This is a genomic window from Pseudomonas sp. PB120, assembly GCF_009761815.1.
Taxonomy (GTDB): Bacteria; Pseudomonadota; Gammaproteobacteria; order Pseudomonadales; family Pseudomonadaceae; genus Aquipseudomonas.
Genome location: NZ_RWIN01000085.1, coordinates 41,448 through 53,917 on the forward strand (window position 1 = coordinate 41,448; position 12,470 = coordinate 53,917).

Consider the following 12,470-nt stretch of genomic DNA (forward strand, 5'->3'; position numbering starts at 1 on the left):
CTTACTCGCGGCCCACGGCGGCCAGCCACTGCGGGATGCGTCGTTCAAGGTAGTAACCCGGCTGCCGGAACGAGCCATCGACGAAGCCGACATGCCCGCCCTTGGCCTGCAATTCGAATTGAGTGCACGACGACAATTCGTCCGCCTGCGGCAGGCTGTGCGGGAACACAAAAGGATCGTCAGCCGCCTGAATGATCAAGGTCGGTGTGCGAATCTCGCCGAGGAAGTAGCGGCTTGAGGCGCGGCGATAGTAATCCTCGGCATCGATGAAGCCATTGAGCGGCGCTGTCACCCGGCCGTCGAAATCCCAGAAGGTCCGCATGTTCTCCAGCGAGCCGAGGGCTGCCAGTGCCGCGAGGCCTTCCTCGCGACCATCGTGCTGGAACTGCCGTTGTTTGTTCTTGATGTAGGCCAGCATCTCGCGCATGAAGTGCGCCTGATAGACCTTCGAGAAGCCCTGGCCAATGCGGTCGGCACACTGATCCAGACGAAACGGCACCGAGACCGCCACCGCCCCGAGCACGCCGCTCGCACTGCCGGTCTCACCCAAATGCTTGAGCAAGACATTGCCGCCCAGGGAATACCCGACGACGTACAACGGTGCGAGCGGGCGTTTGGCCCGAAGGTGCCTGATGGTTTCGGCCAGGTCTTCACTGGCCCCGGAATGGTAGCTGCGCGGCAGCAGATTGGGCTCGCCCGAGCAGCCACGCCAATTCAAGGCAACGCTCGCCCAGCCCTGGTCCCCGAGCGCTTTCTGCACCCCGGCCACGTAAGGCGAATTCGAAGAACCGGTCAGGCCGTGCAACACCAGCACCAGCGGTGCATCGGCGCTGTGCGGGCCGTGCCAGTCCAGATCGAGAAAGTCGCCATCGTCCAGCCACAAGCGTTCGCGCTGGCGTTCGATGTGCGTGGTTGTGCGCCACAGCGGTCCCCACAAGGTTTGCAGGTGTGGATTGCCGAGGCCGAAGGCGGGGGTGAAACGTTCTGACAGAAAGGACACGATTGCTCTCGATGCAGCGGTGCGCAACCTATGCGCACCTTTTCAGGCCGGTGGGTTAACCGGCGATCTCTGCCATACGTTGCCACAACGCGTAATACACCCGCCCGGATTTCTGCTCGCGGTGCAGGCGCCAGTTGCCTGGCAGGCCAAGGCTCGATGGCGCGTTTTCGCTTTCAGTGTAGATCCAGGCTTCGTCAGCCAGCCATTGACGCGCTTCAAGCAGGGTGCACACAGTCGGCAACAGGTCCTGGTTGAACGGCGGGTCGAGGAACACCACGTCATAAGCGCTGGCGGCCTGGGTTTCCAGGAAGCGCAGGGCGTCGGCGGTCTGGATCTGGCCGGTGGTGCAGCGCAGCGTTCCCAGGTGTTCCTTGATGCTCGCGACCGCAATGTTGCTGGCGTCCAGCGCCTGGCCCATCGCTGCACCCCGAGACAACGCCTCGAGAAACAACGCGCCGCTGCCGGCGAACGGGTCAAGGACCTTGGCGCCGGCGATGTAGGGCGCCAGCCAGTTGAACAGGGTTTCACGCACGCGGTCCGGCGTCGGGCGCAGGCCCGGTGCGTCGGGGAAGCTCAGCTTTCGGCTGCCCCATTCACCGCCGATGATGCGCAGCTGGTTCACGCCGTTATGCACGTTGTGAACAGGTTTCTTTGGACGAGTGGCCATTAATGCTCCGGAACCCCGAGCGGCTGCTCGGCAGGTTTATCAGATGGGGCCGGTAACGGCTTTTGCGGCACGGTCGGGCCAGCGCTGACGATGACCATTTTGTCCGTGCTCAAATGTTTGTTCAGTGCGGCCTTGACCTGTTCGACGGTCAGGCTCTGGGACTCACGCATGAAGTCATCCAGATAGCTCAGCGGCAGGTTGTAGAAACCCATGGCGCCGAGTTGACCGACGATGTCGGCGTTGCTGGCGGTGGACAGCGGGAAGCTGCCGGCCAGTTCACGCTTGGCGTCGTCGAGCTCTTTTTGGGTCGGCCCGGTTTTAAGGTAGTCGGCGAGCACGTCCTGCACCAGTTTCAGGGTGCCTTCGCTCATTTCCGCGCGGGTTTGCAGGTTGATCATGAACGGGCCGCGTGCCTGCATCGGGGTGAAACCCGAGTACACGCCGTAAGCCAGGCCACGTTTTTCGCGCACTTCGCTCATCAGTCGGGTACCGAAACCACCGCCGCCGAGGATCTGGTTACCCAAGGACAAGGCTGCGTAGTCCGGATCGTCGCGGTCGATGCCCAGTTGCGCGATCATCAGGTTGGTCTGTTTGGACGGGAACTCGATGTGGCCGATGCTGGCCTGGGGCTCTTGCGGCTGCGGGATTTTCGCCAGTGCAGGACCTTTTGGCAGCGCGCCGGAGACTTGCGCTGCGATAGCCTCGGCTTCAGCGCGGGACAGGTCGCCCACCAGCGCAATCACCACGTTGCCGGCGGCGTAGGCTTTCTCGTGGAAAGCCTTGAGCTGCGCCAGCGTGATCGCCGGAACGGTCTTCGCCGTGCCATCGCTGGAACGCGCGTAAGGGTGGTCGCCGTACAAGCGGTTCATCAGCTCCAGGCTCGCCAGCTTGCCGGGGTTCTGTTTCTGGTATTCGAAGCCGGCGAGCATCTGGTTCTTGATGCGGGCGAAGGAGTCGGCCGGGAAGGTCGGATGGCCGACGACTTCCGAAAACAGCTTCAGCGCCGGTTCGCGTTTGTCCGGGGCGCTGAGGCTGCGCAGGGAGGCCAGTGCCATGTCTTTGAACGCGCCATTGCTGAAGTCTGCGCCCAAGCCTTCGAAGCCCTGGGCGATAGCGCCGACATCTTTGCCGGCCACGCCTTCGTTGAGCATGGCGTTGGTCAGCAGGGCCAGGCCCGGTGCATCGCCATCCTGGCTGCTGCCGGCGGCGAAGATCAGGCGCATGTCGAACATCGGCAGCTCACGGGCTTCGACGAACAGCACCTTGGCGCCTTCAGGGGTGTTCCAGGTCTGCACGTCCAGCGTGCGGTGGCTTGGCGCTTTGCCGTCGAGTTCGGTCAGCGATTGCAGCTTCTGGCTGGACTTGGCTTTGTCGAGGGCTTCGCTGGCCGTCGAGTCATCGGGACGCAGCAGATAAAAGGCACCCGCGCCGATCAGTGCGACAGTCAACAAGCCGATCAGGGCCAGGCGTGGTTTTTTGCGCTCACTCATGAGTCGTCTCCTCCGGCAGTACATGGGCGACACTGAGACGTTCGCGGGTGAAATACAGTTTGGCGGCGTTCTGGATGTCTTGCGGCGTCACGCTTTCGAGGTCGGCGAGTTCGGTGTCCATCAGCTTCCACGACAGGCCGACGGTTTCCAGTTGGCCGATGGACGTGGCCTGGCTGGTGATCGAGTCGCGCTCGTAGACCAGGCCGGCGATGACCTGCGCACGCACGCGCTCCAGCTCTTCAGTGGACGGCGCAGTGGTTTTCAATTGTTCGAGCAGCTTCCACAAACCGGCTTCCGCCTGCTCGATGGTCTTATCTTTCTGCGAGTTGGGGGTGGCCGACAAGGTGAACAGGCTGTCGCCACGGGTGTAGGCGTCGTAGCTCGACGACCCGCCGGAGACGAGTTCTTCACCGCGCTCCAGTTGCGTCGGGATGCGCGCGCTGTAGCCGCCGTCGAGCAGGGCCGAGATCAAGCGAAGGGCGTTGACCGGGCGCTTGTCTTCGGCGGTGGCGATGCTCGGCACGTTGAAGGCCAGCATCAGGCTCGGCAGCTGGGTTTTAACGTGCAGGGTGATCTGCCGTTCGCCGGGCTCGGCCAGTTCCAGAGGGATTTTTGCCGGTGGCACGTCACGCTTGGCGATCGGGCCGAAATAGCGCTGGGCCAGGGTTTTGACTTCGTCCGGGGTCACGTCGCCGACCACCACCAGCGTGGCGTTGTTCGGGACGTACCAGGATTGGTACCAGTGGCGCAGCTCTTCGACTTTCATGCGGTCCAGGTCCGCCATCCAGCCGATGGTCGGCGTGTGGTAGCCGCTGGCCGGGTAAGCCATGGCCTTGAAGCGCTCGTACGCCTTGGACATCGGTTTGTCGTCGGTCCGCAGGCGGCGCTCTTCTTTAATGACTTCGATCTCGCGGGCGAACTCGTCGGCCGGCAGGCGCAGGTTGGCCATGCGGTCCGCTTCGAGTTCGAAAGCCACGCCCAGGCGATCACGGGCCAGGACCTGGTAGTAGGCGGTGAAGTCGTCGCTGGTGAAGGCGTTTTCTTCAGCGCCGAGGTCGCGCAGGATCAAGGATGCTTCACCGGGGCCGACTTTCTCGCTGCCCTTGAACATCATGTGCTCAAGGGCGTGGGACAAACCGGTTTGTCCCGGCGTCTCGTAGCTGGAGCCAACCTTGTACCAGACCTGGGAAACCACCACCGGCGCACGATGATCTTCGCGCACGACGACCTTCAGGCCATTGTCGAGGGTGAATTCGTGGGTCGGTTGCGGGTCGGCAGCGAAGGCTGAAAGTGGCAGACAAACTGTGCTGAACAGCAGGCCTGCAGCGCGGCGGGCTAGAGCATTCATTCGTTTTTAAACCTGTTGGGTTGCCCGCTTGTTCTTAGCGTCAGCGGGCGAGAGGGTGCTAGGATACTGATCCGTTTTACTGGCGGCCACGCCTATCAGGCCTTTGATCGGTCAGCAGGTTGTTTGGGTTCGCGGCTCGGGCGTTGAGTTTGTCAGCTAAACTCTGCGTTTTCGCCGACGATGCCGTTCCAGTCCTTCGTATTAGTCGACCTTTGAGGCGCTGTTTGCGCCTCGACAAAATGTTGCGCGTGAACAAGCTGGGTCAATTGCAGTCTGTTCTGCATCGAATATTTATTTGCCGAGGCGTCCTTGGGCGCGTCGCTACCGTGAGATAGCCGTCCTCCATGTTTGGTTCCAACGACGACAAGAAGAACCCAGCTGCGGCTGGTGAGAAGAAAAGCCTGTTCGGATGGCTGCGCAAAAAGCCGCAGGAACCCGTCGTCGAACAGCCACAGCCACTTCCTGAGCTAGCGCCTGCGCCGGTCATAGAAGCAGAGCTCGCGCCGATTGTGTTGCCCAATGCCGAGCCGGTGCTGCAACCGGTGGCAGAAGTTGAACCCGAGGTGGTGGTTGAGCCATCGCTGGCACCGGCCGTTGAGCCCTGGCTGACCTTGCCGGTGGCGGAAGAACCGGTGGCGCTGGTGGTCGATGACCTGGCGCCGCACGTGACCCCTCCGATTCCAGCACCGACCGCGTTTGCGCCTGAGCCGATTCAGGCGCCGGTGGTTGAGCGGGTTGTTGAAGCCGAGCCTGCGCCTGTTGTTCCAGAGCCTTTGATTCCTGCATTTGTTGCTCCGGCCGCTCCGGTTGTGCAAGCGCCAGATCCGGCTCCGGCTCCGGCACTGGTGATCCCTCCCGTCGTCGCCGCGCCTGTTGCTCCTGCCGTCACCGCACCTGTTGCGCCTGTCGAAACCCCGCCAGAGCCTGCTCGCACCGAAGAAACCAAAGCCGGTTTCTTCGCCCGCCTCAAGCAAGGTCTGTCCAAGACCAGCGCCAGCATCGGCGAAGGCATGGCCAGCCTGTTTCTGGGTCGTAAAACCATCGATGACGAGTTGCTCGAAGACATCGAAACCCGTCTTCTGACCGCTGACGTGGGTGTGGAAGCGACCTCGGTGATCATCCAGCGCCTGACCCAGAAGGTCGCGCGCAAAGAGCTGGCCGATTCCGACGCGCTGTACAAATCTCTGCAAGCCGAGCTGGCGGCCATGCTCAAGCCTGTCGAGCAACCGCTGAAAATCAATTCGCAGAACAAGCCGTTCGTGATTCTGGTGGTGGGCGTCAACGGCGCCGGCAAGACCACCACCATCGGCAAGCTGGCGAAGAAACTGCAGCTTGAAGGCAAAAAAGTCATGCTGGCGGCGGGGGACACCTTCCGCGCCGCGGCGGTCGAGCAATTGCAGGTCTGGGGCGAGCGCAACAAGATCCCGGTGATCGCCCAGCACACCGGTGCCGACTCGGCTTCGGTTATCTTCGATGCCGTGCAAGCCGCCAAGGCCCGTGGCATTGACGTGTTGATCGCCGACACCGCCGGTCGCCTGCACACCAAAGACAACCTGATGGAAGAACTGAAAAAGGTTCGCCGGGTTATCAGCAAGCTCGACGCCGATGCGCCTCACGAGGTGCTGTTGGTGCTTGACGCCGGCACGGGTCAGAACGCGATCAACCAGGCCAAACAATTCAACCAGACCGTCGAACTGACCGGCCTGGCGCTGACCAAGCTCGACGGCACTGCCAAGGGCGGGGTGATTTTCGCCCTGGCCAAGCAATTTGGCCTGCCGATCCGCTACATCGGCGTCGGTGAAGGCATCGACGATTTGCGTACTTTTGAAGCAGACCCCTTTGTCCAGGCACTGTTTGCCGAACGGGAGCGTTCATGATTCGTTTCGAACAGGTCGGTAAACGCTATCCGAACGGTCACGTCGGCTTGCATGAGCTGAGCTTTCGAGTCCGTCGTGGCGAATTTTTGTTTGTAACCGGCCACTCCGGCGCCGGTAAAAGTACCTTATTGCGCCTGCTGCTGGCGATGGAGCGTCCCACCACGGGCAAATTGCTGCTGGCCGGGCAAGACCTTGCCACCATCAGCAACGCACAGATCCCTTACCTGCGCCGGCAGATCGGCGTGGTGTTTCAAAACCATCAGCTGCTGTTCGATCGCACGGTGTTCAACAACGTCGCGCTGCCATTGCAGATTCTCGGGCTGTCCAAGGCCGAGATCGTCAAGCGCGTGGATTCGGCGCTGGAGCGCGTGGCACTCTCGGACAAGACCGATTTGTACCCCGGCGACCTGTCCACCGGTCAGCAGCAGCGCGTCGGCATTGCCCGCGCCATCGTTCACCGTCCCGCTTTGCTGCTGGCGGATGAGCCCACGGGTAACCTCGATCCGCGCCTGGCGGCCGAGATCATGGGCGTATTCGAAGACATTAACCGTCTGGGCACCAGCGTGCTGATCGCCAGTCACGACCTGGCGCTGATCGCCCGCATGCGCCATCGCATGCTGACCCTGCAACGCGGCCGCCTGATCGGCGACGGGGAGGCTGGCGAATGAGTGCGACACGTAGCCCCAAGGTTTCCGAGCGCGTGGCCCCCAAGGCCGCCGACCCGCAACCGCAGAAGAAAAAACGCGACGATGATGACGGCCCGGACTTCGCGACGCTGTTCCGCGCCTGGATTGAAAGCCATCGCGCCAGCCTGATGGACAGCCTGCGCCGTTTGGGCAAGCAGCCCATCGGCAGCTTTTTCACCTGCATGGTGATGGCCGTTGCCCTGAGCTTGCCGATGGGTCTGTCACTTTTGCTGAGTAACGTCGAGCGACTGGGCGGTTCCTGGCAGCGTGCGGCGCAGATTTCGCTGTACCTGCAAATCGAGGCCAGCCCTGCCGAGGGCGAATCGCTGCGCGAGCAGATTCAGGGCATGCCCGGAGTCGCGGATGCGCAATATGTGGGTCGCGATCAGGCGCTGGAAGAATTCCAGCAGCAGTCCGGTCTGGGCGAGGCGCTTAAAGAATTGCCGGAAAACCCGCTGCCGGGCGTGGTGCTGGTGACCCCGAACGAAGTCGACAAGCCCGCGCTTGAAGCATTAAGACAAAAACTTTCCGAGCTGCCGAAGGTACAGCAGGCGCAACTTGATCTAGTCTGGGTCGAGCGTCTGGCCGCCATCCTCAAGCTGGGCGACCGTTTTGTCTTCGGCCTGACCGTGCTTCTGGTTTCTGCATTACTTTTGGTGATAGGCAATACCATTCGTCTTCATATTGAAAACCGCCGCACAGAGATAGAAGTGATTAAACTCGTGGGCGGTACTGACAGCTATGTACGCAGACCCTTTCTGTACATGGGCGCGCTGTATGGCTTTGGTGCGGGGATACTTTCCTGGGGTGTATTGGCGTTTGGCCTGAACTGGCTGAACGAGGCAGTGGTGGGGCTGGCCGGTTTGTACGGCAGTAATTTTGCGCTGGCCGGCGTGCCGGTAGCCGACGGTCTGTCTCTCTTGCTTGGCGCGGTGCTGTTAGGGTATATCGGTGCATGGATTGCAGTCGCACGCCACCTGAGGGAGCTTGCGCCTAAGTAGTATCAATTTGCTCGTATTGACCTTTCAGCGTTTTTGGGAACTTGTCTTTCGGTTTCCGGTCAATTTTCGCAGTGCTGAACTGCACGAGTTTGTAAGTGGGAGGTTTTTTCGTATGACCAATTCTTTGCAACCTGCATATGCTCTGGTCCCGGGTGCGAACCTGGAGGCCTACGTGCACACCGTGAACAGCATTCCATTGCTGACGCCGGAGCAGGAGCGTGAACTGGCCGAGAGTCTCTATTATGAGCAGGATTTGGGGGCGGCTCGGCAGATGGTGCTCGCCCACCTGCGTTTTGTCGTACATATCGCCCGTAGCTATTCCGGCTACGGCCTGGCTCAGGCTGACCTGATCCAGGAAGGCAACGTCGGCCTGATGAAGGCTGTGAAACGCTTCAACCCGGAAATGGGTGTGCGCCTGGTGTCGTTCGCCGTGCACTGGATCAAGGCCGAAATTCACGAGTTCATCCTGCGCAACTGGCGCATCGTGAAAGTCGCGACCACCAAGGCTCAGCGCAAGTTGTTCTTCAACCTGCGCAGCCAGAAGAAACGCCTGGCCTGGCTGAACAACGAGGAAGTCCACCGTGTGGCGGAAAGCCTCGGCGTAGAGCCACGTGAAGTGCGCGAGATGGAAAGTCGCCTGACCGGCCATGACATGGCCTTCGACCCGGCCGCGGAAGCGGACGACGACAGTGCTTTCCAGTCGCCGGCCAACTACCTGGAAGACCACCGGTATGACCCGGCCCGTCAACTGGAAGACGCCGACTGGAGCGACAACTCCAACCACAACCTGCACGAAGCGCTGGAAGTGCTGGACGACCGCAGCCGTGACATCCTCTATCAGCGCTGGTTGGCTGAAGAGAAAGCCACGCTGCACGACCTGGCGCAGAAGTACAACGTGTCGGCCGAGCGTATTCGTCAGCTCGAGAAGAGCGCGATGAACAAGCTCAAGTTGTCGATCGCCGCTTAATCGGCAAACCGGCAATAAAAAACGCCCCGATCATAGATCCTGTGGGAGCGAGCCTGCTCGCGATGAGGCCTGAATATTCAACATCCAAGTTGACTGTCAGACCGTCATCGCGAGCAGGTTCGCTCCCACAGTTTTTTTGGTGTATTCGGCATTTAGGTTGGCTACTGGGCCCAAGGCGCCCGGCGCGAATCGTTGAGGCCCAGTAGATAGCTGTCGCCACCTAGTTGGCTCATCTGCTGCCGAATCCACCCGGCCCGCCGCGAGACATAAGAAGTCGGATGGCTCGCACTCCAAACCCGCGGGTTGGGCAGTACGGCTGCCAGATAGCTCGCTTGCTGCCGGGACAATGACTTGGCACTGATACCAAAGTGATGCCGGGCCGCTGCTTCCGCGCCAAACACGCCGTCATCCCACTCGACGCTGTTCAGGTACACCTCAAGAATCCGCTGCTTGGGCCAGAACACTTCGATCAGCCCGGTAAACCAGGCTTCCAGACCTTTGCGCAGCCAACTGCGGCCGGACCATAAAAACAGGTTCTTCGACACTTGCTGACTCAAGGTACTGGCGCCGCGAACCGAGCCGCCCAGCTCGTTGTGGGCCAGAGCGGCGCGGATGGCGCCGAGGTCAAAACCCCAATGCTCCGGGAATTTCTGATCCTCGCCCGCAATCACCGCGACCTTCAGGTCGTCGGAGATTTCATCCCAAGGCTTCCAGGTGCGTTGCAGGTCGATGGGCTCGCCGTCGAACCAGGATTCGACCTTGCGTTCGACCATCAGCGTCGTTCCCGGTGGTGGCACCACGCGAAAAATCAGCACCAGCAAGACGCTGCCCGCCGCGAACCAGAGCAGGGCCTTCGTGAAACGACGGAAAATTAAACGCAGCATAGAGATGGCTTGGCCGAACCCGTTGAGCGGGCCATTATACAGACCCTGTTGATCGAGGCTGACTGGAGTTCTTCATGCTGCGTGGCTTTCTGATGCTGGCCGCTTTTTTCGGCTTCACCGGCGTGGCCCTTGGTGCGTTCGCCGCCCACGGCCTGAAAAACCGCCTGACGCCCGAATACCTGGCGATTTTCCATACCGGCGTCACTTATCAACTGGTGCACACCCTGGCCTTGTTTGGCGTAGCGCTGCTGGCCACGCAAATTCCAGGTCGCTTGATCACTTGGGCGGGTGCATCCTTTGCCATCGGCATCCTGCTGTTTTCCGGCAGTCTGTACGTGCTGACCATGACCGGCATCAGCAAGCTCGGGATTATCACCCCCTTCGGTGGCCTGGCGTTCCTGGCGGGCTGGTTCTGCCTGGGCCTGGCCGCCTGGCGTCTGACCTGACCTGACCTGACCTGCCTGTAGGAGCGAGCTTGCTCGCGATGGACGTCAACGATAACGTTGAAATCCTGCCCCCCCCGAGGCGATTTCAAGTCCATCGCGAGCGAGCTCGCTCCTACAAAGTCCCATTACAGACGAATGGCTTGGGTCAGTCAGACTGATCGGGCTAGAATGCCACCCCCTAAAAATGATGGCGGCATTCGGCATGCGCATTCAGTTGAACGGCGAATCCCTTGAACTGCCCGACGGTGAAACCGTTGCGGCCCTGCTGACCCGTCTGGAACTGACCGGACGCCGGGTGGCGGTCGAGCTCAATCTGGATATCGTCCCGCGCAGCCAGCACGCTGACACCACGCTGAACGACGGCGATTCAGTCGAAGTGGTTCACGCCATCGGCGGCGGCTAGTCGCCCGGCCCGTAAGGGCACAGAATTATTCTGCAAGAACCTCAACCCTACAGAGGATTTCTCATGAGCATCGTTCGTAGCGACAAGCCTTTCGTCCTGGCCGGTCGTACTTACCAGTCGCGTTTGCTGGTAGGCACCGGCAAATATCGAGACATGGAAGAAACCCGCCTGGCCATCGAAGCCTCGGGCGCGGAAATCGTCACCTTCGCCGTACGCCGCACGAACCTCGGGCAGATCGAGGGTGAGCCGAACCTGCTTGAAGTGCTGTCGCCGGATCGCTACACCTTCCTGCCGAACACCGCCGGTTGCTACGACGCTATCGAGGCCGTGCGCACCTGCCGCCTGGCCCGCGAGCTGCTCGATGGCCACAATTTGGTGAAGCTGGAAGTACTGGCGGATCAGAAAACCCTGTTCCCCAACGTGATCGAAACCCTCAAGGCCGCCGAAACGCTGGTCAAGGAAGGCTTTGACGTGATGGTCTACACCAGTGATGACCCGATCATCGCCCGGCAATTGGCGGAAATCGGCTGCATCGCGGTCATGCCGCTGGCCGGTCTGATCGGTTCGGGCCTGGGGATCTGCAACCCGTACAACCTGCAGATCATCCTTGAAGAAGCCAAGATCCCGGTATTGGTGGATGCCGGTGTCGGTACAGCCTCCGACGCCACCATCGCCATGGAACTGGGCTGTGATGCTGTGCTGATGAACTCGGCCATCGCCCACGCCCAGCAGCCGATCATGATGGCCGAAGCCATGAAACACGCGATCGTCGCAGGCCGCCTGGCCTACCTCGCCGGCCGCATGCCGAAAAAACTCTATGCCAGCGCCTCTTCGCCGCTGGATGGTCTGATCAAGTAAGAGCCATTGATGACTGAATCAAACGACACGCCAGTCCAGACGGAAGAAGGCGATGAGCGCCAACACCGCCGCATCAAGAGTTTCGTGATGCGCGCCGGGCGCATGACCGAAGGCCAGCAAAAAGGTCTGGAGCAGGGCACGCCGCTGTTTGTGCTGCCACTGGCCGATGCGCCGGTGGACTTCGACCAGGTGTTTGGTCGCTCGGCACCGCGCTCGCTGGAAATCGGTTTCGGCATGGGCCATTCGTTGCTGGAAATGGCCGCCGCTTCGCCGGAGCAGGATTTCATTGGCGTGGAAGTGCACCGTCCGGGTGTCGGTGCACTGCTCAATGGCGTGCTGACTCAGGGCCTGACCAACCTGCGGGTCTATGATTGCGACGCGATCGAAGTGCTCAATCGCTGCGTGGCCGATAACAGCCTCGATCGCCTGATGCTTTTTTTCCCGGACCCGTGGCACAAGAGCCGTCACCACAAGCGTCGTATCGTTCAGGCGTCGTTCGCTGAACTGGTGCGCAGCAAGTTGAAAGTCGGCGGTGTGCTGCACATGGCCACCGACTGGGAACCGTACGCCGAGTACATGCTGGAAGTGATGAACGTTGCTCCGGGTTATCGCAACCTGGCCGAAGACGGCAAGTGCGTACCGCGCCCGGCCGAACGGCCGATCACCAAGTTCGAACGCCGCGGCGAACGACTGGGGCATGGCGTGTGGGACCTGAAGTTCGAAAAGCAGTCCTAAGCCTTACGCCGTAAACCTGTGGGAGCCAGCCTGCTGGCGATGGTGTGTCAGTCGACATCAAGGTGTCTGACACGCCATCGCCAGCAGGCTGGCTCCCACAGTTGTTTT

General features: G+C 61.0%; 13 protein-coding genes. 8 read left to right on the forward strand and 5 right to left on the reverse strand.

From position 1 onward, the window contains the following. Position 1: 1 nt before the first annotated feature. From EJA72_RS16805 to EJA72_RS16820, 4 genes are read right to left on the reverse strand one after another with little or no spacing between them, the layout of a single operon-like run. Positions 2–1,000, reverse strand: a complete 999-nt coding sequence (locus EJA72_RS16805) for a hydrolase (RefSeq protein WP_178129399.1) — start codon at positions 998–1,000, stop codon at positions 2–4. Positions 1,001–1,055: 55 nt separating this feature from the next. After that, positions 1,056–1,667, reverse strand: a complete 612-nt coding sequence (gene rsmD, locus EJA72_RS16810; protein WP_157712555.1) for a 16S rRNA (guanine(966)-N(2))-methyltransferase RsmD — start codon at positions 1,665–1,667, stop codon at positions 1,056–1,058. After that, positions 1,667–3,157 (reverse strand): pitrilysin family protein, encoded by a 1,491-nt coding sequence (locus EJA72_RS16815; RefSeq protein ID WP_157712556.1) that lies wholly within the window; start codon positions 3,155–3,157, stop codon positions 1,667–1,669. The genes rsmD and EJA72_RS16815 overlap by 1 nt, the downstream gene beginning before the upstream one ends. Further along, a complete protein-coding gene (locus EJA72_RS16820) occupies positions 3,150–4,505 on the reverse strand; it encodes a pitrilysin family protein (protein ID WP_157712557.1) in 1,356 nt (451 codons plus the stop codon). Before EJA72_RS16820 ends, EJA72_RS16815 begins: the two co-directional genes overlap by 8 nt. A gap of 344 nt (positions 4,506–4,849) precedes the next feature. Between EJA72_RS16820 and ftsY the strand changes: the two genes are divergently transcribed. From ftsY to rpoH, 4 genes are all read left to right on the forward strand, one after another. Continuing rightward, on the forward strand, positions 4,850–6,382 hold the full coding sequence (gene ftsY, locus EJA72_RS16825; protein WP_157712558.1) for a signal recognition particle-docking protein FtsY: 1,533 nt from the start codon (positions 4,850–4,852) through the stop codon (positions 6,380–6,382). Next, positions 6,379–7,050, forward strand: a complete 672-nt coding sequence (gene ftsE / locus EJA72_RS16830) for a cell division ATP-binding protein FtsE (RefSeq protein ID WP_027926547.1) — start codon at positions 6,379–6,381, stop codon at positions 7,048–7,050. The genes ftsY and ftsE overlap by 4 nt, the downstream gene beginning before the upstream one ends. Then, positions 7,047–8,069, forward strand: coding sequence for a permease-like cell division protein FtsX (gene ftsX / locus EJA72_RS16835; protein ID WP_157712559.1), 1,023 nt, complete (start codon positions 7,047–7,049; stop codon positions 8,067–8,069). The genes ftsE and ftsX overlap by 4 nt, the downstream gene beginning before the upstream one ends. Positions 8,070–8,181: 112 nt before the next feature. After that, positions 8,182–9,036 (forward strand): RNA polymerase sigma factor RpoH, encoded by an 855-nt coding sequence (gene rpoH, locus EJA72_RS16840; protein WP_007897890.1) that lies wholly within the window; start codon positions 8,182–8,184, stop codon positions 9,034–9,036. A gap of 161 nt (positions 9,037–9,197) precedes the next feature. On the opposite strand, the gene mtgA is transcribed toward rpoH, so the two are convergent. Continuing rightward, entirely contained in the window at positions 9,198–9,920 is a 723-nt protein-coding gene (gene mtgA, locus EJA72_RS16845; protein ID WP_157712560.1) for a monofunctional biosynthetic peptidoglycan transglycosylase, read from the reverse strand. A gap of 74 nt (positions 9,921–9,994) precedes the next feature. Between mtgA and EJA72_RS16850 the strand changes: the two genes are divergently transcribed. From EJA72_RS16850 to trmB, 4 genes are all read left to right on the forward strand, one after another. Further along, positions 9,995–10,366: a DUF423 domain-containing protein gene (locus EJA72_RS16850; protein WP_157712561.1), complete on the forward strand. Its 372-nt coding sequence runs from the start codon at positions 9,995–9,997 to the stop codon at positions 10,364–10,366. Positions 10,367–10,568: 202 nt separating this feature from the next. Beyond that, positions 10,569–10,769, forward strand: a complete 201-nt coding sequence (gene thiS, locus EJA72_RS16855) for a sulfur carrier protein ThiS (protein WP_008026157.1) — start codon at positions 10,569–10,571, stop codon at positions 10,767–10,769. Positions 10,770–10,832: 63 nt separating this feature from the next. Next, complete coding sequence (locus EJA72_RS16860) at positions 10,833–11,627, forward strand: thiazole synthase (RefSeq protein ID WP_032884143.1); 795 nt, start codon at positions 10,833–10,835, stop codon at positions 11,625–11,627. Between the two features lie 9 nt (positions 11,628–11,636). Then, positions 11,637–12,362: a tRNA (guanosine(46)-N7)-methyltransferase TrmB gene (gene trmB / locus EJA72_RS16865; RefSeq protein WP_157712562.1), complete on the forward strand. Its 726-nt coding sequence runs from the start codon at positions 11,637–11,639 to the stop codon at positions 12,360–12,362. The last annotated feature ends 108 nt before the right edge of the window (positions 12,363–12,470 follow it).